At 46.1% G+C, this 22,291-nt stretch carries 18 protein-coding genes; 2 read left to right on the top strand and 16 right to left on the bottom strand.

What is annotated here, in order from left to right; genetic code table 11:
• Nucleotides 1-88 precede the first annotated feature (88 nt).
• Together EP181_RS03245 and EP181_RS03240 are read right to left on the bottom strand one after the other, a co-directional pair.
• Nucleotides 89-1,534 (bottom strand): sensor histidine kinase, encoded by a 1,446-nt coding sequence (locus tag EP181_RS03245; protein ID WP_127470384.1) that lies wholly within the window; start codon nucleotides 1,532-1,534, stop codon nucleotides 89-91.
• 69 nt (nucleotides 1,535-1,603) lie between these two features.
• Nucleotides 1,604-2,278: a response regulator transcription factor gene (locus EP181_RS03240; protein WP_127470383.1), complete on the bottom strand. Its 675-nt coding sequence runs from the start codon at nucleotides 2,276-2,278 to the stop codon at nucleotides 1,604-1,606.
• Nucleotides 2,279-2,586: 308 nt separating this feature from the next.
• Between EP181_RS03240 and EP181_RS03235 the strand changes: the two genes are divergently transcribed.
• Both EP181_RS03235 and EP181_RS03230 read left to right on the top strand, forming a co-directional pair.
• Nucleotides 2,587-3,033 carry a c-type cytochrome gene (locus EP181_RS03235; protein WP_127470382.1) on the top strand — a complete coding sequence of 149 codons (447 nt, stop codon included), beginning with the start codon at nucleotides 2,587-2,589 and terminating at the stop codon, nucleotides 3,031-3,033.
• A 2-nt stretch (nucleotides 3,034-3,035) separates the two neighbouring features.
• The gene (locus tag EP181_RS03230) at nucleotides 3,036-4,409 is read left to right on the top strand and encodes an FAD-dependent oxidoreductase (protein WP_127470381.1); all 1,374 of its coding nucleotides are present in this window, start codon (nucleotides 3,036-3,038) and stop codon (nucleotides 4,407-4,409) included.
• 77 nt (nucleotides 4,410-4,486) lie between these two features.
• On the opposite strand, the gene EP181_RS03225 is transcribed toward EP181_RS03230, so the two are convergent.
• From EP181_RS03225 to tadA, 14 genes are all read right to left on the bottom strand, one after another.
• The gene (locus EP181_RS03225) at nucleotides 4,487-5,440 is read right to left on the bottom strand and encodes a hypothetical protein (RefSeq protein ID WP_127470380.1); all 954 of its coding nucleotides are present in this window, start codon (nucleotides 5,438-5,440) and stop codon (nucleotides 4,487-4,489) included.
• 11 nt (nucleotides 5,441-5,451) lie between these two features.
• Nucleotides 5,452-6,360 carry a DUF6502 family protein gene (locus EP181_RS03220; RefSeq protein ID WP_194073983.1) on the bottom strand — a complete coding sequence of 303 codons (909 nt, stop codon included), beginning with the start codon at nucleotides 6,358-6,360 and terminating at the stop codon, nucleotides 5,452-5,454.
• 69 nt (nucleotides 6,361-6,429) lie between these two features.
• Nucleotides 6,430-7,923 carry a DUF3375 domain-containing protein gene (locus EP181_RS03215; protein WP_127470379.1) on the bottom strand — a complete coding sequence of 498 codons (1,494 nt, stop codon included), beginning with the start codon at nucleotides 7,921-7,923 and terminating at the stop codon, nucleotides 6,430-6,432.
• A gap of 211 nt (nucleotides 7,924-8,134) precedes the next feature.
• Entirely contained in the window at nucleotides 8,135-9,304 is a 1,170-nt protein-coding gene (locus EP181_RS03210) for a Wadjet anti-phage system protein JetD domain-containing protein (protein ID WP_127470378.1), read from the bottom strand.
• Nucleotides 9,288-9,638 (bottom strand): nucleotidyltransferase domain-containing protein, encoded by a 351-nt coding sequence (locus EP181_RS03205; RefSeq protein WP_127470377.1) that lies wholly within the window; start codon nucleotides 9,636-9,638, stop codon nucleotides 9,288-9,290. The genes EP181_RS03210 and EP181_RS03205 overlap by 17 nt, the downstream gene beginning before the upstream one ends.
• Nucleotides 9,635-10,072, bottom strand: a complete 438-nt coding sequence (locus tag EP181_RS03200; protein ID WP_127470376.1) for a nucleotidyltransferase substrate binding protein — start codon at nucleotides 10,070-10,072, stop codon at nucleotides 9,635-9,637. Before EP181_RS03200 ends, EP181_RS03205 begins: the two co-directional genes overlap by 4 nt.
• A gap of 26 nt (nucleotides 10,073-10,098) precedes the next feature.
• Nucleotides 10,099-13,494 (bottom strand): ATP-binding protein, encoded by a 3,396-nt coding sequence (locus EP181_RS03195; RefSeq protein ID WP_127470375.1) that lies wholly within the window; start codon nucleotides 13,492-13,494, stop codon nucleotides 10,099-10,101.
• Entirely contained in the window at nucleotides 13,491-14,105 is a 615-nt protein-coding gene (locus EP181_RS03190) for a DUF4194 domain-containing protein (RefSeq protein WP_127470374.1), read from the bottom strand. The genes EP181_RS03195 and EP181_RS03190 overlap by 4 nt, the downstream gene beginning before the upstream one ends.
• 118 nt (nucleotides 14,106-14,223) lie before the next feature.
• Complete coding sequence (locus EP181_RS03185; RefSeq protein ID WP_127470373.1) at nucleotides 14,224-15,828, bottom strand: ABC-F family ATPase; 1,605 nt, start codon at nucleotides 15,826-15,828, stop codon at nucleotides 14,224-14,226.
• Between the two features lie 249 nt (nucleotides 15,829-16,077).
• Nucleotides 16,078-17,973 (bottom strand): molecular chaperone HtpG, encoded by a 1,896-nt coding sequence (htpG, locus tag EP181_RS03180; protein ID WP_127470372.1) that lies wholly within the window; start codon nucleotides 17,971-17,973, stop codon nucleotides 16,078-16,080.
• 284 nt (nucleotides 17,974-18,257) lie between these two features.
• Nucleotides 18,258-18,839, bottom strand: coding sequence for a hypothetical protein (locus EP181_RS03175; protein WP_127470371.1), 582 nt, complete (start codon nucleotides 18,837-18,839; stop codon nucleotides 18,258-18,260).
• Nucleotides 18,840-18,865: 26 nt separating this feature from the next.
• Nucleotides 18,866-20,971 carry a chemotaxis protein CheA gene (locus EP181_RS03170; RefSeq protein ID WP_127470370.1) on the bottom strand — a complete coding sequence of 702 codons (2,106 nt, stop codon included), beginning with the start codon at nucleotides 20,969-20,971 and terminating at the stop codon, nucleotides 18,866-18,868.
• Between the two features lie 11 nt (nucleotides 20,972-20,982).
• The gene (gene cheD / locus EP181_RS03165) at nucleotides 20,983-21,558 is read right to left on the bottom strand and encodes a chemoreceptor glutamine deamidase CheD (protein ID WP_127470369.1); all 576 of its coding nucleotides are present in this window, start codon (nucleotides 21,556-21,558) and stop codon (nucleotides 20,983-20,985) included.
• A gap of 126 nt (nucleotides 21,559-21,684) precedes the next feature.
• Complete coding sequence (tadA, locus tag EP181_RS03160; protein WP_127470368.1) at nucleotides 21,685-22,248, bottom strand: tRNA adenosine(34) deaminase TadA; 564 nt, start codon at nucleotides 22,246-22,248, stop codon at nucleotides 21,685-21,687.
• Nucleotides 22,249-22,291 lie beyond the last annotated feature (43 nt).

The following is a 22,291-nucleotide window of genomic DNA, read 5'->3' as shown; positions in this document are numbered from 1 at the left end:
ATGAATGAGGCCAGTGTAAAGCAGCAAACTGAATTGAAACTGAAAATGACGCCAAAACGTGCAAAAAGCTTAAAAGCGCGCGCTCACATTAAACCTGCGCCGACATTGGTAAAATAACACTCACTTGCAGTCCCGACAAAGGGGCAACTTGGGCGATAAACACCCGATGTTGCGAAAACTCCAAACGGCCGCCATACGCTTTGGCAATGTCGGCGGCAATGGACAATCCCAAGCCGTGGCCGGGTTGACTCTCATCCAAGCGTGTACCGCGTTGCTGCATTAACAGCATGTCATCGGCCGACACGCCTTGGCCATCGTCTTCGACCACCAAACGAATCGCGGGCGCATTGACCAGGCCTGGTGGATTTATTTGATTCATTTGATTGATTTGCTCCATTGGCTCTAACACAACCAACACACGCACCCGACTCTGACACCATTTACTGGCGTTGTCCAAGACGTTGCCAAGCAGCTCAAATAGATCTTCTCGATCGAAGTCCAAGCCTTCAAAGTCAAACTCAACCACCTGATACTCAATGATTTTATCAATATGCAATTGTTTTAAACTCGCCAGCAAATCGCGTAAATCGTCGCTAAAATGAAACGTCTGCAAACTCAGACCACGCCCGGCCGTGCGGGCTTTAGACAACTCGCGCTCAATCAGCACTTCCATGCGTTTGGCTTGTTCTAATAACACCGTTTTTAGCGCCGGGTTGGCATTCATGTGCGGGTCGTCCAAAAATTGATACAGCACGTTAAGCGGCGACTTTAACGCGTGCGCTAAATTGCCCGTGGCTTGCCGTGAGCGCTCTAAGCGCGATTGCAACTGCCCCAAAACGTGATTAAGCGTGCTGACCAACGGGGCAATTTCTTTGGGAACTTGATGGTTAATACTGGCCACCTCACCCGCTAACACTTGATTAAGCGAATGGCGCACCGGCTGCAAACTGGCAAAACTGCGTTTTAAGATGCGCTTTTGCAGCCACCACAACCCCAACAACCCTAACAGCGAAAACAGCCCAAACAGCCAATCAAACTGCCTTAAGATATTTTGAATGGGCGAATGGTCTTCGACCACAAACAGATACGCATCGGCTTTTTGACCAGACACCGCATCGGTCATTGCAAACGCCGCTCGATAGACCAACACCATTTTGTCTTTTGGCCCCATGGTTTCGTACACCGCGGCGTGCTGCGAATCGGTTGGGGCAAACAAGCTAAAGTCACTCAGCGAGGGCGATGACAAGCTCGCCAAAGGGACAGATGCATCAGCATTGACGGTGGTGACCCAAAAATAGTGTCCCGATTGCGGGCGTTGATAAATCACCTCGTTGCTATTTTGATCCCACGACCATTGACCGTTTTGCAAGGTGAGTTGACGCTGTAAAATTTCGGCGTCGTGACTTAAGCGCGTCACCACATATTGCTCAATAAGCTGGTGAATGCTGTAGGTGGTCACCCACCAAAACAGTAAAAACAGCGCCAGCAAACTCACGCTTAACGCGTTACGCAGTTGGGTTTCTAAGGATTGCATGGCGTAGTCTCACGGTTAAATAGGGTTAAAAGAGTTAAAAATTCCAACATTAAATGACCTTAAATGACCTTAAATCACCTTAAATTGATAACCTTGGCCGCGATAAGTTTCAATGCGCTGCTTGCCAATGCGTTGACGCAAACGTCTAATGTAGACCTCAACCACATTACTATCACAATCGTAATGTTGGTCGTTAATACGCTCAATCAACTCACTTTTTGAAAATATTTTTTGCGGCGTCTGCATCATCAACTTAAGCAGTTTAAACTCGGTGGCGGTCAGTGCCTGCCACTCTTGCGTGCCGACGCGCACTTGTTGGGCGTCTAAATCCAGCGTTAAGTCACCCTGTTGCAGCGCGTTTTGCGCGACCGCGTTGTGCGCCATCTGTGCACGCCGTAACGCGCTGTGAACCCGCGCCAACAGCTCTTCAAACTCAAACGGCTTGCCCAAATAATCGTCGGCACCGGCTTTTAAACCATTTACGCGTTCTTGCCAAGTGTTGCGCGCGGTTAATATGATAACTGGGGTTGTCACACCCTGTTTGCGCAACGTTTCTAATACCACCAGGCCTGGTTGTTTGGGCAAACCCAAATCTAAAATCACGGCATCGTAAGTGTGCTCACTTAGGCAATGCAACGCCTCCAATCCATCCAATGCCGCATCCACCACAAACCCTAAGCGATTAAACTGTTTGGTTAAGTTTTGCGACAGCAGCAGCTCGTCTTCAATTAACAGCAGTTTCATAATCGTTTTATCCTAACCTTACTGTCGAAGTTTTAAAAGAGACTGTTTAACAACGCTTTAGTTTAAAGCAGTTGTTAAACATAAGCCTAAAAATAATCTGAATCAAGCTAACATCAACATGACAAAAACCACTTAATTTATTGATTTAAAATGTCTTTTAAAAAATAAATCCTCCTTTTAGGTGAAGACAATTCGCCGCACTTTTTACTTTTACTGACCTAATATCACTCTTACATTGCGACCTTTTAATACGGTGTTTATAGTCAATTTGCAAGACGATAAACCTTATAAGTTAAGAGGTATTAAAGATGAAAAGCAATTACCGTGTGTTAAGCGCCCTTGGCGCATGCAGTTTATTAAGCGGGGTGTTATTAACGGGGTGCTTTAGTTCCGATTCGGACAACTCTGACACCACAAGCTCTTTAGACACACCCACCCAACCTGACAGTGGTATTTACTTTGACATTACCGCGGTCAATTACAGCGCCATCAGTGTGGACGAAAGCACCTTGGCATTGGGCGCCCGCCAGTTGGCGTCGCAATGCGCGCAATGTCATGGCACTTACGGCGTGGCCGTGCGTGACTGGCCCAATTTGTACGATGCAAGCGGTATCAGCAACGCCATGCACATTTACCAAGATGTCGATTTATACGGTGGCAGTTCGATGCATTTACACGCTTTGGCGTACACGGCCGATGAAGTGGATCTGCTTAAAACCTACTACAGCAAAGTTAACTACGCGCAGGGAGAATAATCATGAGTAAATCAACCGTACAGTTAGACGTTCGCCAAGCCATGTGGTCGCGGCGCAATGTATTAAAAGCCAGCGCGGGTGTATTGGCTGGGATTATGGGCGCGCAATGGTTGCCCAGCTTGGCCGATGAGCTTAGCGTGCCGCACATTGTGGTGGTCGGTGGAGGTTTTGGCGGGGCTACCGTTGCCAAATATTTAAAATTGTGGGGCAAAGACACCGTAAAAGTCACGTTGATTGAACCCAACGCGCAATTTATGTCGCCCATTATGAGTGGCATGGTCATTACCGGTCAATTAGAGGCCGATCGCATCTCATTTGGTTATGATCGGTTACGCGATGTACACGGCGTTACTTGGGTGCAAGACAGAGTCACCGCCATCGATTCAGTGGCTAAAACCGTCACCTTGGAAGGGACCGAGGGTGCGGTTGTAGAGCCTTTAGCGTACGATCGGCTGATTTTGTCACCGGGTATTGATTTTGTCGATGTGCCTGGTTGGGATCCCCTAAAATTACCGCACGCTTGGGGTTCTAGAGCGCAAGCCGACCTGCTGCAAGCCCAACTTAACGCGTTTCCCGAAGGGGGCGTATTTGTGATTAATGTGCCAACCTACCCATTTCGCTGTCCGCCAGGGCCTTATGAACGTGCCAGCGCGGTGGCCGATTATTTAAGAGTCAAAAACAAAAATGCCCAAGTCGTCGTTTTAGACACCCAGCCTGATATTTTTGTTGAAAATTCCCTATTTCATGCGCTGTACGATGAGCTTGGAGTACAGTACCGTGGCAACAGCAAAATTACCGCGGTTAACTCTGGGCAAGACGATGGCTCAGGACGTTCAGTTACATTTGTGACCCTAACACGCAATGAACTGGGAGAGGTGACCGGTCAAAGTGAACCCGAAACTCTCAATGCGCACGTGATTAACTTAATACCCGACAACAAAGCCGCTCCCATCTTGTATGCGGCGGGCTTGCTAGACGCTAATCAATTGTGGGCGCCCATTCATCCGCTTACCTATCGTTCGACCGTAGTCGGCAAAGAGGCGATTTACATTTTAGGCGATTCGATTGAGTCGGCGCAATCCAAAGCCGGACAAATGGCCAACGCACAAGCCAAAGTGTGTGCCGATGCGATGTTGCGCGAATTAGCCGGACAGCCCATTTACGAACACCCCATCACCACTGCGGGCGGCTTTGCGGCTTTAACGCAAACCAAAGTAAACTGGATTGGCGTCAGTTACGCCTACGACCCCGCGGCCAATAACGGCGCGGGCGACATGGTACGTACCCACTTTGCCAGCGCACCAGAACCCAGCGAAATCCACTGGCAACCCATGTTGCAATGGGCAAATAACCTGTTTGCCGATACGTTTGGCTAATGTTTAAAAGAGACCTTTGCACGAACGAGCACGAGTAAAGGTCTCTAACCCGGAAAGTTCATAATTCCGGGTGTGTTTTATCGCTCTAACCCTTGTTGAATCGCTCGTTCAGAGTTAATCACGCGCACGGGTTTCAAACCATCAACATCTTTAGGCTCGGTTGTGCCGTCCAATGAGGCAGGTACTTCACCCAGTTTATCCAAGACGCCTTTTTGAGTTTGCTGCAAATACAACCACGGAGTTTGCAGCACCAAACGCTTAACTTTGGCGCTAAAATGCAACGCAGGCTCTGACTGGTAATGCGTAATCTTTCCTGGGTTTAACGTCAGTAATGTCGCAGTCCAACTGTTGGGCGTAGTGCGCGAAAGATTGGGGGTGCCCGACACCATCACATAATCGCCTACTTGCACACCATCGGGCATGGTAAAACGAGTTTTGTCGTCCACCCACACACTGTGCTCACCAATAACCAATAAGGTTTTGCTCTTTAACGGTTTTATTGCCAAAACTTTTCCGGCAATCGGGTAAAAAATGTGCACAGTATCGGTGGTGGTGGCGCGTTGACTGGAGTGCGTTTCAAACCAGACCTGCTGACCCACATACAAATCGCTTACCTGTAACACCTGCTTAGACACGTTACTCAGCACTCGGGTTTGTTGCCCCAAGCCAACTTCAATGCCATTTACCCAAATACTGCCAAAATCGGTTATAACCCCGACCACACCCGTGCCACCAAATCCGCTGGACGTGCGACCTGTACCGCCAAACCCACTGTCTAATGCCGCGCTGTGACCCGTGCCGCCAAATCCAGAACCGGTATCCAAGCGCGCCAGCTGGGTTCGCTCTGCTGTTTGCGCGGGGACTGGCGCACTATGCGGAGGCTTCACCAACGGCTCGGCTGGCGTTTGCAAGGTTTCACACCCCGAAAGACTCAACACAAACAACAGCGTAAGCCCGACAAAAAGTGGACTAAAACGCGGTGTGCCAAAAGGCTTTAAATACGACAACAACATGTACGACAACATGGGCATAAACGTCTCGATTAAACCGGCGATGATTCGGCCGAATCGGCCGCAATGATGGGGGCTGGAATGGGTGTGGGAATAGGTGTTAAATCGTGATAAAAATAGGCGCCAAAATGCATGGCGTAACCCGATTGCGATGGCGCTTGACCTTGGCTCTGGCCTTGCAATTGACTGGCCATTTTATTGACTTGGGTCAGCAGTTTGGTTGACTCTTGCTTGGCAAACACTTCAAGTGCCTGCACCGATTCGGCCGATAAATCGTTGTAATACACCGCGCGGTCAAACATCGCGGGCGTTTGCCCCAAGAGCGTTGCTGGCGCTAGGTTATGAGCCACCGCACTCAGGTGATCACCAATATTTTTGCCCGTAAAAAACAGTTTTTCTTCAAAATCGTGGTCGGGCACGTAGCCGGTTTGCTGCAATACCACACGGTCTTGCGCGTCTAAAGCCGCCACGCCTTGATGCAACCATTCATCCAATATCGAGCGTGGATGCACATCGCGCGTCACGCAACGCACTAAGCTTTCAAATGAGACGTCTTCACTGTTTTGCAAACGCAACAAGGGTTTGGGTTGGCCATTAGCAAGCAAATACGCTGATTGCCCTAACCATGTAGCCATTAATTGCGCACTTAAACTGGCTTTTTTCTCTTTAGGTTGCATCGACTCTTCGGCCAATTCACGAATGCGTTTAACCTCTTTACGATGCACACCCGTTAGCACGCTGATTCGGCTATCGGTTTGCGCTTTGCCCGCCAATTTAAACTGGCTATCGGCCACTTCAACATAAGTGATTTTAAGCAAGTCAGTAAGCGCGGTAAACGTCACACCTTGGCGCAATAACATGGCCACTAAAGGTTTAAGAATGCTTTTTAAGGCTTTAAAAAGTGCGGTCTGTTGACCGTTAAGAGTATGAGAGTTTTCCATCGGCGTAGTATACGCAAAGCGTTAATTGAATAACATCTAAAAATGGAAAAATTTTACAGCCAAACCAATTCACTGCACAAGGTTTGCCTGAATTCGACTGTAAATTACACGCGGTAACCAGGCCTGGCGAGGTTGGCCGTTACTGTCTTGCCATTGAATAAGGTCTTGTTGAGCCTCGTCAATCACGCCATAAAAACGCCCTTCGCTGTCATTTTGACTGGCAATCGACAAATAACCAACCAGCTCGGCCACGCCAAAATTAAGCGGATGCACGTGCAAAACCTGAGGCAGGTTTACTTGTTCTTGAACTTGCAACAAACGTTCGATTTGGTTTTTAAGTGCTAATTCGTCAATAAACACTTGATCAAATAACCCATCAACGTTCACATCCTGACCGTCATCGGCCTCAACATGGCCGGCAAAGTTTTGCACCAACGGCACGGTAAAAAGCGCACGCTCCATCGGTAAATCAATCTCATATTTAGGCAAATCAAGTGTCATAAATCCAGCAAATTCACCGCTCAGCGGCGCACTAGGCAACCACGGTTTGAGTTGAATGGATTGACGCAATACGCCTTCTATCTTGTGCATTAGATGCTTATTTTCAAGATACGCCTGGTTGTCTAAAAATCGGCGTAATTGTTGTGATAAACGCGACACCACACGTTGAGTTTGTTCTCCGGCTTCAAGCCAATCGTAGTGAATTTTTTTAAGCGTTTTATCGGGTTGCAGGCTTTGAATGGCTTGCAACTCAAATACAGTGTCTAATCTCTGGGTAAATTCATCTTGGCTTTGAGTGGACATTAAAAAATCCCAAAAGGCACGAAAACTTTTTCCCTGATCGGAGTCACTGATGGCATCTTGCTCGCCAAACACCGTTTCTAATAATGCGCCCTTACCACCCTCCCACGCCGCAATTTTTTCACGCACAGACTGATCCAGTTCACGAAAGTTTTGCTCAACCTGGCGAAAATCGCCCAACAGCTCTCGCGCCACATGCGAAAACTGCAAAAACCGATCTTTAAGCGCGGTTTCATCCATAACTTCAAAGTCCCCACGCTGAATCGCCTGCATTTCAACTTCAATTTGCGCTTTGCGTTGTTGTAACTCGTGCAGGCGCAATTGGGCGTCGGTCTGCGAACCGGTTACCATTTGCTTAAGAAGATCAAACAGCATTAACAGACGGGATTCGGTGCCTACAAAACTGGCTTGATTCAGCGCCGCCAACCAACCAATGGCTTTCTCAGTTCCAGGCGTTAAATCAAACGCCGCTTCATCAGAATGCATTGGATAAAATTTGCGTAACCACCCTTTGTCGTTGTGCGCCCAATCGTCAAGGTATTGATGGGGCGATTTAGGAAAACTGCTCTCGCCTTCGCTTAAACGCAAGTGGTACAAAAAATCGTCGAGCATCAAAATCAGCTCGGTCTGCTTAACGCTGCGCAAATTGGGCACAATAAAAGCTTGATGCAAGAAACTCACGATTAAAGGCGCGTTATCGGCTCGCATCAAACGCCAAGCGGGATGACTTTGGCGCAATTTAACTAAATAAGAGTAATCCATGGTGCTTTTCTCAAAAATGTATTGTTACTGATTTAATCGTGATTTTTAGACAATGAGACCTTTGCACGAGTGGGGTACGAGAAAAAAATGCGGAAAAATTTTCCTGATTGAGGCGGGAAACGCAGTGAATAGCGGGCTATTCACAAGTTTTCCAACGAAAAGCAGGAAAATTTTAACCATTTTTGGCCGTACATCCACTCGTGCAAAGGTCTCACAAGGTAAATAAAGCGTGTTGCAGCCATTCATAAGAGATGCGCTCTTGTTCAAGCCGAACTTGCTTGCCCCAATGATGGTTTATCAATTGTTGATACAGCGTTTGTTCTGTTGGGTTTAAGGCCGTTAGAGCGGCGCGCGTGGGTTTCAGTTCTTGTCCCCAAAGCGCTGAATGTGCCAACAAGGTGGCTTCGTCCATAAGCAGGCTTTGCGTGTGCGGCCAAACATGGCGCAACTGATTTAATATCGCAAAGCCATGAGTATCCAGATCGCCCCAATAAAATATGGGCAGGTTTTTTAGCCAACTGAGTTGTTGCCAGTGCTCAAACCCAAACCCCTTGCCAAATAAAATAAGGCTGTGGCTGACGTTTGGGAACGCCAAAAAATTAACTTTATTTTCGGTAATAAACACCTGTTTAATGCCCAGTGCGTGCGGTTGAAAACTGCGCCATTCGCTAAACGGTGCGCTAAGCGTTTTAAAACCCTGCAAGGTTTCATTAGGGTCTAATAGCCGTGCTTGCAATTGTTCCGCATGGTCTAAAAAACCATAGCGCGCACAGAAATGTCTTACCCCATTAAACTCGGATTGAATCTGTTGCGGCGGTAAAACCAAATCCAAACACTCGGCCAAAACCGCCTTATGCGCTTCCAAAAACTTACTGTCAAACGCCACTAAGGGCACTTGGCGTAAATAAAGCTGTGGATTGGGGTGCGCTAAGCGCCACTGCATAAACACCAATAACGATGACCAGGCCTGGTCATAGGCCAAAACCTGTGCGGGTTGTTTTTGACAAAAGATTTTGAGCGATGAAAACCTGTCCATCAATTGATTAGAAAGACGTTTATAAAGCATTAACTCGGCTGTTTTATTCAGAAACTTTGCCAAATTTTCAATGCCTTGAAACACAATCGCCTGCGGAAAATCGTTTTTACCCAAGCTGGTGCGCTTGCTTACCCACTCAATCTCAAACGACGGACTTTCGAGTTGTGCATAGCTTTGCACCCAATGTTTGACGGCGGCAAAATCCTGCAAAATTTGTTTGTCGGTGGGCGGGTTTAAACCCAAGCGCAACGGAAAACACGCCGATGGGTTGCCTAAGCTATCGGGCAAATAATGCGACAGCCAACGCTTAGCGAGTTTGGCTTTTAGGTCAGTGAGCGGAGTCATTACGCGCGTTTTCAGCCTGATAAAACACCTGACCGACCCGTTGAATGTGGTCAATTAAACTTAGGTTGTCGATATGACTCAACAACGATAAATCAATGGTATAGATTAAATCTAAGTTATCGAGCGCCTCTTCAACCGCAAACAGCAATGACAACGATGGCTCAATGCCAGGCATAAGCTTGAGCGTTAAATCAATGTCTGAGCCATTTTTGTAATTGCCCTTGGCGCGCGAGCCATAAAGGATCGCCGTTTCAATTTCGGGAAATGTTGCAAACACCGATTGAATCGCCTCAATGACTTTCAAGCGTAGACCATATTTGCGTTCTTCTGTCACAGTGCTGCCTTTTCGAGCTGATAATTTTCAAGATCTTGCTTTAACTGACAAAAAGCAGGGTAGTATTTGGCTTCAATATCCGCAACTAACTTTAATGACGTTTCTTCATTATGGGTGTGTACGCTTAAAGCACGGCTTTTAATCATATCAAACCAAACTTTCTCATCCTGAATTAAGCCACGTTTAAATGCCAAGCGAAAAGCATCCCGACTACCTTGAATGCTCAATTCACCTTGGTACTCGTAAAAATCTTTTATGACATTCCAAACTAACTCATAGTTATATTCAAACGCCTGGATCATACCTTGTTCTTCCAATTCAGATAAATCACGCTGGCTTTTGAGGGTAACCGCATTGTCGAGTTGCTTTAAAGCACGTTTAAAGTTATCAAAACGTTGTATCCAGCGGATGTCTTGGCTTTCTTTTATTGTCATCGCACTTTCCTATAAAAAATATGAGATTAAAGCTTAATTTTAGACTGTAAATTTTGGAATTTTGCTTTCTGTTCCAAATGCTCTTCAATTGTGAGATTTCGTAATTGCGATTCGCGACCGTCACGATTGGTGACAAACCCCACATTGGCAATATACGGCTCAATGACATGAATTTTTTGCTTTGGCGTGACGATTAACAACTGCAAATTTAACTGCTTAAACAAGTCTAAACCAAAACGCGCCGACTCATCCGACCCACGTCCAAACGCCTCGTCAATCACCACAAAGCGGAAACTACGCGATTTAACCTCACCCCACTCTAACCCAAATTGATACGCCAAACTGGCCGCCAATACGGTGTAGGCGAGTTTTTCTTTTTGTCCACCGGATTTACCCGCCGAATCGCTGTAGTGTTCGTGTTCGGTGTCGTCTTCACGATAACGTTCTGAGGCCGAAAACTGATAATAATTGCGCACATCGGTCACTTTGGTGGTCCATTTTTTATCAAAGTCCACCAAACCTTCGCGTCCCGCAAAACGGTCAACCAACGCCTTTACCTGCAAAAACTTGGCTTCGCTGTACTGATCATCTTGCGAACCGGTCATGGTATTTTCAACACAGGTCTCCAACTCTTGATAAAAGGCCTTAATTTCCGCATCCAAATTTGGCGCGACTTCCAAACGAATAAAACGCCCTGGGTTGTAATCAATATCGGCCAAGGATTGATTAATTTTTTCGATGCGCTCTTTGATTTCTAGTTGTGCTTGTTTGAGCTGAACCTTAAAATGCGAAATCTGGTTAATAGTATTTTGATTGAGTTGCTCTTTAAAACGCGCTTCAAAACGCGGTAAATCGTCTGCCATTAATTGATTAAGCAAACTTTCAAACTCTACCAGGCCTGGTATATCCGCCGAAAAGTCTTTGGTTTCAGCCGGATACGCATGGCAAAAATCGTTAATCTGCTTGACTAAATTACCTTGCAATCGCTCCAGCTTGCCTCTGAAATTATTGATTTCCGCTTGAATTTTTAGACGCATGTCGCTTTGGCGCGGTTCGATGCTTTCCACCCGTTGCGCATGCAAATCCCATTGCGTTTGCGCTTGGTTGAGCGCGTCGCGCAATGTAAGATCAAAACGTCCAAGTTGATTTTGCTGCGCCAACAGCGCTTGCGCGTGCTTTAAATCGTTGGCAAGGGCTTCAAGCTTTGAGTTAATCTCGCCCAATTCGCGGTCACGCTGGCTCAAACTGTCTTCGGTTTGGCGAATCTCTGTTTCTAAGATTTCAAGCTGGCGTTGTAAGAGTTTTAATTGATCGTGACTGGCTTCCAACTCGGCTTTTTCGGCTAAAAGTTTATCCAGCAGACTCACCCATTTTTGCCAATTCAACTCTTCAAAATCTTGGTACTGACCCAGTCTGGTCAACGCAGTCAGTTTTTGTTTTAGCACCGCTATGCGCTGTTTAACCTGTTCCAATGTCTGTGCCTGATGAACCAAAGCCGTTTGCAACTGGGCGGCTTGCGTCTCCAGCGCCGCAATCTTGTCTTGGTTTGACCAGCCAAGAACATAAAATCGTCGATCGTTCAGCGCACGCCGGTCGTCTTTTTCGTGCCGTTGATCGCCGGATTTAACTTGCCCTTGCAACGTCACCGCTTGCTTTTCTCGCCTAAACTCGGCCAAAGACCCGCAACATGCATAATCAAACCGCTTGGCTAACTGCACTTGCAAATAATCATAAAACGCGCTGTCGGGCTTAATCGACAATTTGCGCACCAACGATTGCGCATGCAATGTGACCAGGCCTGGTGAAACGGTCTCTTTAACACGGTAATACACCAAACGCCCTTTTAAATGCGTTTGCTCCACCCATTCAGAGACCTGTGCGTAATACCGTTCTGGCACCAATAACGACAAGGCAAAGTTATGCAAAATCCGCTCTATCGCGCCTTCCCAGGCCTGGTCTTCTTCTCGGACTTGCACTAATTCACCCACAAACGGCATGTCGCTTTCATCCACAGCTAATGCCTGACACAACGCGTTACGAATCTGAATTTGTGCATCGTCAATATTGTTTTTGCGCTTTTTTAACGACTGAATTTGCGCATCCAACTCATCGTGAAGTTGGCGCTGATCACGAAACTCAAAGGCTAAATCTTGTTGCTGATTTTCAAGTTCAAGCTGTTGCAGCTCGACGTGCTCAGCGGCCTGAATAATGTCCGTGCGCGTTTGCGCAAACGCAACGCCATCTTGGGGTATTGCCAAGTCCACTTGTGCCAAAAAGCGTTGATATTCCTCTGCTTTACCGTGGCACTTTTGTTTACTGGCGTGCGCTTCAAAAATCGCCTTTTGCAACGCCGCTAAGCGATCGCCGCCTTGAGCGCTAATCGCTTGCTTTAGCTCATCGCGTCGTGTTTGTTGATCTTGTTTATCGCCTTTAAGCTGGCTAACCTGCGCTTGAGTGCGCGTTAAATCGGTTTGAAAACCCTGCTCACGCTTTTGCAACAGCACGATTTTCTGCTCGGCAAAAAAACCTTCCAAGCCTTCACGCATCGTCTCCCAATGGGCTTGTTCAGTTTGCAGACCATCGTAACGCTGACCGTCGGCGACCATCGGTTGCAATAAACTGACTTGATGTTTGGCTTTGAGCACCAGTTGATGCGCCTTATTTAAATCATCAAAATGGTGTATCAGTGCTTCAACCTTTTGCGCCGCCTGACTCTCTTCAAGCATGTGTTCACGCACAAACTCGGTTAAATTGCCCACCTGCTTCATCGACACGGTTTGATGAAACAGCTCCAACGCTTGCTCGTTTTTTAAGCCAAAGCGTTTGCGAAAACCGCCGGCGTACTCTTTGTAACGATCAAACAACTCAACCAACCGACTGTCACGCAAACGCTTGCGCAACGCATTCATGTCCTTACCGAAATTGGAAAAATCTTCGACAATACTGAGCACCCGATCGGCCACCACAAAAAACTTTGCTGGCTGATTTTCACCCTCTTTTACCCAAAAGACCTGGGCAATCGTGACCCACTGATCATAACCTTCATTGTAAAAAACGCCCAAAATCACTGAATATTGATTGGCATCCCGCAGCGCTTCTTGTTTTGATCCCAAATCGCCCCGTGTCGAACGGAAATACCCCATAACATACGAGCGCAACGAACGCTCTTTAGCGTCCGCCCCCGCCGCTTTGTTATAGGCAATGCGATGGGCTGGCACCAACAAAGTGGTCACGGCGTCCACTAAAGTCGATTTACCCGAGCCAATGTCGCCGGTGAGCAAGGAGTTCTGACCATTAAGATTGAGCGTATAGACCTTGTTGTGAAATGTACCCCAATTAAACACTTCCAGACGATGCAACCGAAACCCGGCCAGCGTGTTATCCTCGGCAAAATCCAATAGCGTATCCTGAAAAGCATTCATGATTGCGTCCCTTGGGCATAAGCTTGGTACTCACCCATACGTTGTTGCAATTGGTCAAGCCATTGGCTGTCAATAAATCCGGCGATAATACGACGCACTTCGTAGACCTGCGGTGCGCCGTCGTAAGTCAGCTTGAGCTTTTTTAAAAACCCCAATTCAACAACTTTATTAATATGGGTTTGCAGCTGATCCACTTGCTTAGCTTCATTACTGCTCGCGGGTAAAAACGACTGCATCTCTTGTTGAATTTCTGTAAAACTCAACACCAACCGCGAGTCATTCCCCAGCGCATCAAACTCCAATAAACGCTTACGCAGCAGGGTTAACAACACACTCAGCGCAAACGACAATGGTCGGCGAGAAACTAGGCGCGGCAAGCTCACTCCTGTTTCATCGGACGGCAATTGATGTACCAACCAAGCATAACCGTCCGCGTCAAACAGCTTTAACTCCAACCCCAACACCTTTAAATAATCACTCACCGGTATCTGAAAATGGATTAAATCCTGCCACAACGTCTCATGCTCATCGCGATACACCACACCTTTAAGCAGGCTAATCAGCACAGCCGACAAACGATTGTCGATAAGTTCGGACGGTTTTAATTGCATAGGCACTCCTTTAAGGTCGGGGGTTTTTAATACTTTCAATGTCATAAAACAGACAGCAATTTAAACAAAAGCCCACTCAAGGGTGGGCTTTTAAGAAAGTCAGCGTAAAAAAGAAAACTTACTTTGCCATCGCTTCTAAATACGACTCGTAGTTACCGTGGTAATCTTCAATGCCTTTTTCGCTCATTAGCAGCAAGCGCGTGGCAATGGACGAAACAAATTCACGGTCGTGTGAGACAAAAATCAGCGTTCCGGGATAGTCCACTAAGGCTTGGTTAAGCGACTCAATCGACTCCATGTCTAAGTGGTTAGTGGGTTCGTCCATAATTAAGACGTTGGGTTTTTGCAGCATTAACTTACCAAACAGCATGCGACCTTGCTCGCCCCCGCTTAACACCTTGACCGACTTGCCAATCTCTTTTTGCGAAAACAATAAACGTCCCAATACGGCACGTAACGCTTGTTCGTCGTCGCCTTCTTGTTTCCATTGTGACATCCAATCGAGCAACGTCATGTCTTCTTCAAAATCGGCGGCGTGATCTTGCGCGTAGTAGCCAATTTTAACGTTTTCAGACCATTTTACCGTTCCCGAGGTCAGCTCGGTGTCGCCCACTAAACATTTTAAAAAGGTCGATTTACCAATCCCGTTGGCACCCAAAATGGCAATGCGCTCGGCGACTTCTAGACTTAAGTTAACATTTTTAAAAATGAGATTGTCTTGACCGGCGTTGTCTGTAAACACTTTAGAGAGTTTTTCAACTTCAAGCGCCAAACGAAACAGTTTTTTGTCTTGCTCAAAGCGAATAAACGGGTTAACGCGGCTTGAGGCTTTGACTTCAGACAACTGAATTTTATCAATCTGCTTGGCGCGTGACGTGGCTTGCTTGGCTTTTGAGGCGTTGGCCGAAAAACGGCTTACAAAGCTTTTAAGCTCATTAATTTGCGTCTGCTTTTTGGCATTGTCCGACAATAACTGGTCGCGCACCAAGGTGGCGGCGGTCATGTATTCGTCGTAATTACCAGGGTATACACGCAGTTCGCCATAGTCTAAATCGGCCATGTGCGTGCACACGCTGTTTAAAAAGTGTCTGTCGTGCGAAATAATAACCATGGTACTTTTGCGGTCGTTTAACACGGTTTCTAACCAACGAATGGTGTTAATGTCCAAGTTGTTGGTGGGTTCGTCTAACAACAAAATTTCTGGGTCGGCAAACAACGCTTGCGCCAACAGCACACGCAGTTTCCAGCCTGGCGCGACTTCGCTCATTAAACCGTAGTGTTGCTCAACTGGAATTTCTAATCCCAGCAGCAATTCTCCGGCGCGTGATTCGGCGGTGTAACCGTCCATTTCACCAAACTTAACTTCTAAATCGGCGACTTTCATGCCGTCCTCTTCGGACATTTCGGGCAATGAATAAATCCGATCACGTTCTTGTTTTACCTCCCACAATTCGGGTTGTCCCATAATAACGGTGTCGACCACGCTGTACTGTTCGTAAGCAAACTGGTCTTGTTTTAATTTACCCAAACGCTCGTTTTCGTCAACGGACACGGTGCCCGAGGTGGGCACTAAATCGCCGCCTAAAATTTTCATAAAGGTTGACTTGCCGCAACCGTTCGCGCCAATTAAACCGTAGCGTCGGCCTTCGCCAAATTTAACCGAGATGTCTTCAAAAAGAGGTTTTTCACCAAATTGCATGGTGATATTTGCTGTTGAAATCAATGTATTGTCCTAGCGGTTAGGTTTAACGACGTTTAACAAAGCGTGGTTCGCTTCATCATTATATTCATCATTAATAAGAGTTAAAGATTTGAAATTTGGGCGTATTTTGCCATAAACACAAACTTCCTGCACAGAAGTTAATCACAGAGCTTAATAAAAGCCCCACGGACTTGACCAGGCCTGGTCAAATACGCGGGGCTTGTTTAAAACGCATTTAGCGTGTTAAAACCTGTTAAAGCCTACGTGTCGTTACAACATTTGGCTTAATAATTTGTTCATGCGTTTAATAAACTCAGCAGGTTCGGCTAACGAATCGCCTTCGGCCAACTGGGCTTGCTCTAGCAGAAACAGTGACCACTCTTTAAGCTTATCGGCGTCGTCCAAACGTTCTAACTGTTTTACTAACGCGTGTTCTGGGTTTAACTCCAACACCGGTTTTTGCTTGGGAAACGCCTGCCCCATTTGTTCCATCATTCGCGCCATGTGCGCCGACATTTCGCCCGCCGCACTCACCACACACGCCGGTGAATCGGTTAAACGGTGGGTGATTTTAACGTCTGACACTATGTCCGCTAACGCATTCTTAACCTTATCGGTTAAGGCTTCGCGCGCTTGTTTAGTCTCTTCGGTTAAATCTTTTTCGGCGTCCGCTGCAAACTCGCTTAGATCGGCCGAAGTAATCGATTTTAAGGTTTTTCCTTCAAACTCGGTTAAATGCGACACCAACCACTCGTCAATACGATCGGACAACAGCAACACTTCAATGTCTTTTTTACGGAACATTTCTAGGTGCGGACTGCCTTTTGCGGCCGCAAACGTATCGGCGGTAATGAAGTAAATGGCGGTTTGTTCAGGTTTCATGCGATCAACGTACTGTGCCAACGACACGCGTTGTTCGGCCGAGCTTTCATTGCTGGTCGAGGCAAAACGCAATAATTTAGCCACTTTGTCTTTGTTGGCAAAGTCTTCTACCACACCTTCTTTTAACACCTGACCAAATTGATCCCAAAAAGTGGTGTAGTCGGTTTGGTCTTCGGCGCTGGACATTTTGGCCAACTGATCCAACACTCGTTTTACCGACGCGGCGCGAATTTTATCAACCACTTTGTTGCTTTGTAAAATTTCACGCGATACGTTCAGCGGCAAGTCGGCTGAATCAATCACCCCGCGCACAAAGCGCATGTAGGTGGGCATGAGTTGTTCGGCGTCGTCCATAATAAACACGCGTTTTACATACAACTTTAGACCGTAACGACGGTCGCGGTCGTATAAATCAAACGGCGCTTGTTTGGGAATGTACAACAAAGAGGTGTATTCAAGCGTGCCTTCTACCTTGTTGTGCATGTGCGCCAACGGGACGTTAAAGTCGTGCGAAATGGTTTGGTAAAAATTGGTGTACTCTTCGTCGGTCAACTCCGATTTGGGCTGAGTCCAGAGCGCAGTGGCTTTGTTGACTTGCTCAAATTCGCCGGTGGATTTCATCTCTTTGGCGTCGGCATCCCATTCGCTTTTAAGCATTTTAATGGGAAAGTTAATGTGATCCGAATAGGTGGTGACAATTTGCTTTAAACGGTGCTCGTCTAAAAACTCGTCCATCTCAGTTTTTAGGTGCAACACAATTTGCGTGCCCTTTTGCGCTTTCTCAACGGTTTCTAACGTAAAGTCACCTTCGCCTTGCGACACCCATTTAGTGGCTTCCGTCACAGCGCTTCCGGCTTTACGGGTAATCAGTACCACTTGGTCGGCGACAATAAACGAGGCGTAAAAACCGACCCCAAACTGACCAATTAAATTGGAGTCTTTGGCTTGGTCACCGCTCATTTTTTCTAAGAATTTTTTTGTACCCGAATTGGCAATCGTACCAATATTGGCAATCACTTCATCGCGCGTCATCCCAATTCCGTTGTCGGTGATGGTAATGGTGCGCGCGTCTTTATCAAATTCAATTTGAACAAACAGCTCTTCTTCGCCTTCGGTGAGTGCGTCGTCAGACACGGCTTCAAAGCGCAACTTGTCCAGCGCGTCCGAGGCGTTAGACACCAACTCGCGTAAAAAAATCTCTTTGTTTGAATACAAAGCGTGAATCATTAATTTTAATAATTGCTTTACTTCGGTTTGAAACACATGGGTTTCGGGTGTACTCATAAAATTTTCTCCCTATTGAGTTTGCGGCTTTGAGGTACGGCGTTTAAATACACAATGTGCATTTGCATTGTCTTTACACCAGGCCTGGTTAATTGTTTTAAGCCCAATCAATAAGGACTGAGGATGTTTTTTTCAAGCACCTAAGGTGTAAAAAAGCTAAAAGCACTTTTAAAAAAACCTTAAACGTTGCCACGCCCTATGTGATTTTATGAAAGGGGTAGACATTAAAAAGCCCCAATTGGGGCTTTTTAAAACGATAACTTTATTGTCTAAAAAATTAAGATTTAAAAAAACTCAATATCTTCTTCCTCTTCAGACTGTTCATGCATACGTTTTAGCATTCGACCTTTCATAATTTCAATGGCTTCATTGGTGGGTACATGCTGGTCAAAAATAAGCTCAAACAGCTCTTCTTCTTCACGCATGGTAGTACCTTTTCTTACATTGGCTTTAAATTCCTCCCACTCTTCGGCATTTTTAACCCGCATTTCGTGTGACACAATTTCAGCCAAGCCAGATAGCCCGTGAGAAACATGCCCTAAACGCTGACTGAGTTTGTCGTAAAATTGGAACGCAATCACAGCCTGTTGCATTTTGGCGGACAGCTCGCACGCTTCACTTAGCAACAGATTGTTGTGCGCTTGTATCTCATCCGATTCGGTTGACATATCGACAATTTGCTGACTAGCCGCTTGAATGCCCTCAATATGCTTGGACATAAAAGTAAACGAATCAATCAATGTATTGACCGAGTTATCACCTTCGGTAATAGATAAATCGATTTGTGCAACCGACAAATTTAAGATCAATATAGTTTGCTGTACTTCTCTTGAGCCTAGTGTGTAATTGGCTTGTTGATCTGACATATTATCCTCTTACTATAATTGGGTATTTAGGCCGCGTGAGAGTGCGAATGCACGCCGCCTCGATGACTTAAAACGGTTTCCGACACATCTAAAATAAGGGATACCGTACCATCACCCAATATTGTTGCCCCAGCAATTCCTTTGATTTTCATAAAATTATTTTCTAAACTTTTAATAACTACTTGCTGCTGCCCCAACAAATCGTCTACAAACACGCCTGCGCGCTGTCCGCCGTCTTCAACCACCACTAACAAACCATTGGCTAAATCTTCTTGTGCATCGTCTACGCCCAACTTTTTGTGCAATCGAATGACAGGAATATAGGTATCACGTAATTTATACAATTCAGTTTCACCAGCAATCACTTTAATAAGCGACTTATCTACTTGAATTGATTCAATAATAGACACCAGTGGGAACACATAAGTTTGACTGCCAACCGAACATAATTGTCCGTCCAAAATAGCCAACGTTAACGGTAAGCGAATGGTAAATACGCTGCCGACACCAACGGTGGTCTTAACGTCTACCGACCCACCCAAGCCACGAATATTGCGACGCACTACGTCCATGCCCACGCCACGCCCCGAAATGTCACTGACCACATCGGCGGTTGAAAATCCAGGGTGAAAAATTAGGTCAATAATCTCTTCACGTGACATATTATGATCGGCCTCAATCACCCCTTTCTCAATGGCCTTGGCGGCAATGCGCTCGTGATTAATGCCGGCACCGTCGTCGGTAATTTGAATAAGAATATTACCACCCTGATGAAACGCAGCCATTTTGACCGTACCCATCTCAGGTTTACCAGCGGCCGCACGAACTGCAGGGCTTTCTATGCCGTGGTCAATCGAATTACGCACGATATGCACCAATGGGTCGGTAAGTTGCTCTAGCATGGTTTTATCCAGCTCAGTGCCTTCACCTTCCATCACCAAATCAATTTGTTTGCCCAATTTTTGACTTACGTCATGCACAATGCGAGGCATGCGGTTAAAGGCAAAGCTCACTGGCAACATACGAATATTCATTACCGATTCTTGCAACTCGCGGGTGTGGCGCTCTAAATGCGTTAACCCCTCTTTAAGCTTATCAATCCAGTCGGTATTTCCGTCGGCCATACCTTGTTCAGCGTGCTCACCAAACTGGCTCAGCATCGATTGAGTGATAACCAACTCACCAACCAAATTGACCATCTGATCTATTTTAAACAAATCAACACGGATAGAACCTTCAGGCTGTTTATTGCCTTTATTGGTAGTATCAGCACTGGACTTAACATCCAACTTGCTCTCAACCTTTGCGTCTACTTTTGCTTCAGCCTTAGGTTCAGCATTAAGGGCGGCCTTAGGCTCTGTGTTTGGCATTGGGCTTTTTGTGATGACTTCAGTGTTTTGCGCTTGAACTGCCGCGGTTTCCGAGCCAGTAATGGTAATTTGCGCACCATCCCCATTAATCCATTCAAAAACTTCTGCAATATCATCTGTTTTTAAATCGTTTCCAGACAATGTTAAATTCCACTTCAAATAAAGTGATTCAGGTTCAAATAAAGAAGGATCAGGCAAATCTACCCAATCCGCTGTCACCGTTAAATCGCCTAGCGTTTCAAGTTCTCTAAAAATACGAATTGGCTCGTTACCGGTTTGCAATAAGCCTTTTTCGGGCACAATTTGAATATTCCAGTTCCCTTCTGAGCCACCAGCGTCATTGGCATTAGTTTCTTTATGCTCTACACCGGCTTGATGTCCACCTAAAATAGTTTCTAAACGGCGTTGGACAATACCTGCTTTAACCTCATCAATAGGATTACGGTTTTGCAACTTCGTCAGCATGTCACGCAATACGTCCACTGCGGCGAGCATGGCATCAATCGAATCTTGGGTAACGTCGCGACGGCCATCGCGCATTTCGTCTAGCAAGGTTTCTAAAACGTGAGTAAAGCCAGCAATCTCGCTAAATCCAAACGTACCACTGCCGCCTTTTATTGAGTGAGCGGCTCTAAAAATTTCGTTTATTTTTTCATTATCAGGCACGCCTGGCGGAAGCTCTAAAAGGCCATTTTCCATGACATCTAACCCTTCAAAACTCTCTTCTAAGTAAGTTAGGCGAAACGTTTCCATCATATCCATAATAATTGTCCTTAAAAAAGTTCTACGTCGCCTTCAACAGGCTTAGATTCAATATTAGTCATATAGCGATTTTCTTCGTCCACTAAGGATTCATTGTGCATCGCATTTAATCGCCTTACTCTTACCCGCCCAGTTAACGGATAGTACAACACTTTACGGGGGTAAATATCACCAATGTCTTGCGACACCACTTTAAAGCCTTCGGTATACACATAATCAAACGCAAAGCCAATATTATACCAACCTACGTTGGTCATCGAACTCATAATACGTCCACCACCAAACAGTTTAAACTCTAGGCGCTCACGTTTTGCGCCGGCGCTTAATAGTGCGTTAACCAGGTTTTCCATCGCGTAGTTACCATAGCGATTAGCACCCGACAACGCAGAAGGGCTTTTAGAATTTTTATCTACCGGCAACATAAAATGATTCATTCCTCCTACGCCGGCAATTGGGTCGCGTACGCAAGCCGAAATACACGAACCCAATACGGTTTCAATTCGTTCTTCGAGCTTGGTGACATAAAACTCACCGGGAAGGATTTTAATGGTGGTTATGCCTTCGGCAGGGTCAACACTTTTTTGCATAGTTTACTATTACGCATCTTTAATTAAGCGGAATCATCTTAAAAACCAAACAAAAGTTTAGCCCTTAATTAAAATCCTATTTTTTGTTTAAAGTATATTCGCATTGTTTACTCAGCCTAGCAAGCTTCATTCACATGAATTTTCTTTTAATTGCGCACGCTGTTGCTTATGGTGTGCGCGTCGGCTTTTAAAAAAGGCGCTTAACTGAGCGCTGCATTGTGCCTGCGCCACACCGCCGGTAATCTCAACCTGATGATTGAGCGCGCTGTGAGTCAATAAATTAAACACTGAACCGGCCGCACCGGTTTTTAAGTCGGCTGCACCAAACACCAATCGTTTAACGCGCGCATGCACCATGGCACCCGCGCACATTGGACACGGCTCTAAAGTAACGTACAGGGTGGTTTCAATTAAACGATAGTTTTGCACAACATCACCGGCTTGTTTAAGCGCCATCACTTCGGCGTGGGCGGTGGGGTCGTTTAAAGTAATGGACTGATTCCAGCCTTCGGCAATTAAGGTGTTGTTAAGCACCACAACAGCACCCACCGGCACTTCGCCCTGCGCTTGCGAACGATTTGCCAATTCATAGGCTTTTTGCATCCAAAATTCATCTTGTTGCTGTTGGGATAAATCCGCCGGACAGACCGTTGGCAATCTTGAAGACCTATTTGTGTCTAATAATGACATACTCTTAAAACTCTTAAGACCCTATAAAACCTTATAAAAACCG

This window comes from Thiomicrorhabdus aquaedulcis (assembly GCF_004001325.1).
Taxonomy (GTDB): Bacteria; Pseudomonadota; Gammaproteobacteria; order Thiomicrospirales; family Thiomicrospiraceae; genus Thiomicrorhabdus; species Thiomicrorhabdus aquaedulcis.
Note: the sequence above shows the minus strand (reverse complement) of the source record. Positions and strands in the feature narration are given on the sequence as shown.

Coding starts and splice junctions, on each gene's coding strand:
- EP181_RS03190 (WP_127470374.1), bottom strand. CDS start 14,105: ATGCAATTAAAACCGTCCGAACTTATCGACAATCGTTTGTCGGCTGTG.
- tadA (WP_127470368.1), bottom strand. CDS start 22,248: ATGTCATTATTAGACACAAATAGGTCTTCAAGATTGCCAACGGTCTGT.
- EP181_RS03235 (WP_127470382.1), top strand. CDS start 2,587: ATGAAAAGCAATTACCGTGTGTTAAGCGCCCTTGGCGCATGCAGTTTA.
- EP181_RS03225 (WP_127470380.1), bottom strand. CDS start 5,440: ATGCCCATGTTGTCGTACATGTTGTTGTCGTATTTAAAGCCTTTTGGC.
- EP181_RS03230 (WP_127470381.1), top strand. CDS start 3,036: ATGAGTAAATCAACCGTACAGTTAGACGTTCGCCAAGCCATGTGGTCG.
- EP181_RS03220 (WP_194073983.1), bottom strand. CDS start 6,360: ATGGAAAACTCTCATACTCTTAACGGTCAACAGACCGCACTTTTTAAA.
- EP181_RS03245 (WP_127470384.1), bottom strand. CDS start 1,534: ATGCAATCCTTAGAAACCCAACTGCGTAACGCGTTAAGCGTGAGTTTG.
- EP181_RS03210 (WP_127470378.1), bottom strand. CDS start 9,304: ATGACTCCGCTCACTGACCTAAAAGCCAAACTCGCTAAGCGTTGGCTG.
- cheD (WP_127470369.1), bottom strand. CDS start 21,558: ATGCAAAAAAGTGTTGACCCTGCCGAAGGCATAACCACCATTAAAATC.
- EP181_RS03170 (WP_127470370.1), bottom strand. CDS start 20,971: ATGGATATGATGGAAACGTTTCGCCTAACTTACTTAGAAGAGAGTTTT.
- EP181_RS03240 (WP_127470383.1), bottom strand. CDS start 2,278: ATGAAACTGCTGTTAATTGAAGACGAGCTGCTGCTGTCGCAAAACTTA.
- EP181_RS03175 (WP_127470371.1), bottom strand. CDS start 18,839: ATGTCAGATCAACAAGCCAATTACACACTAGGCTCAAGAGAAGTACAG.
- EP181_RS03215 (WP_127470379.1), bottom strand. CDS start 7,923: ATGGATTACTCTTATTTAGTTAAATTGCGCCAAAGTCATCCCGCTTGG.
- htpG (WP_127470372.1), bottom strand. CDS start 17,973: ATGAGTACACCCGAAACCCATGTGTTTCAAACCGAAGTAAAGCAATTA.
- EP181_RS03195 (WP_127470375.1), bottom strand. CDS start 13,494: ATGAATGCTTTTCAGGATACGCTATTGGATTTTGCCGAGGATAACACG.
- EP181_RS03200 (WP_127470376.1), bottom strand. CDS start 10,072: ATGACAATAAAAGAAAGCCAAGACATCCGCTGGATACAACGTTTTGAT.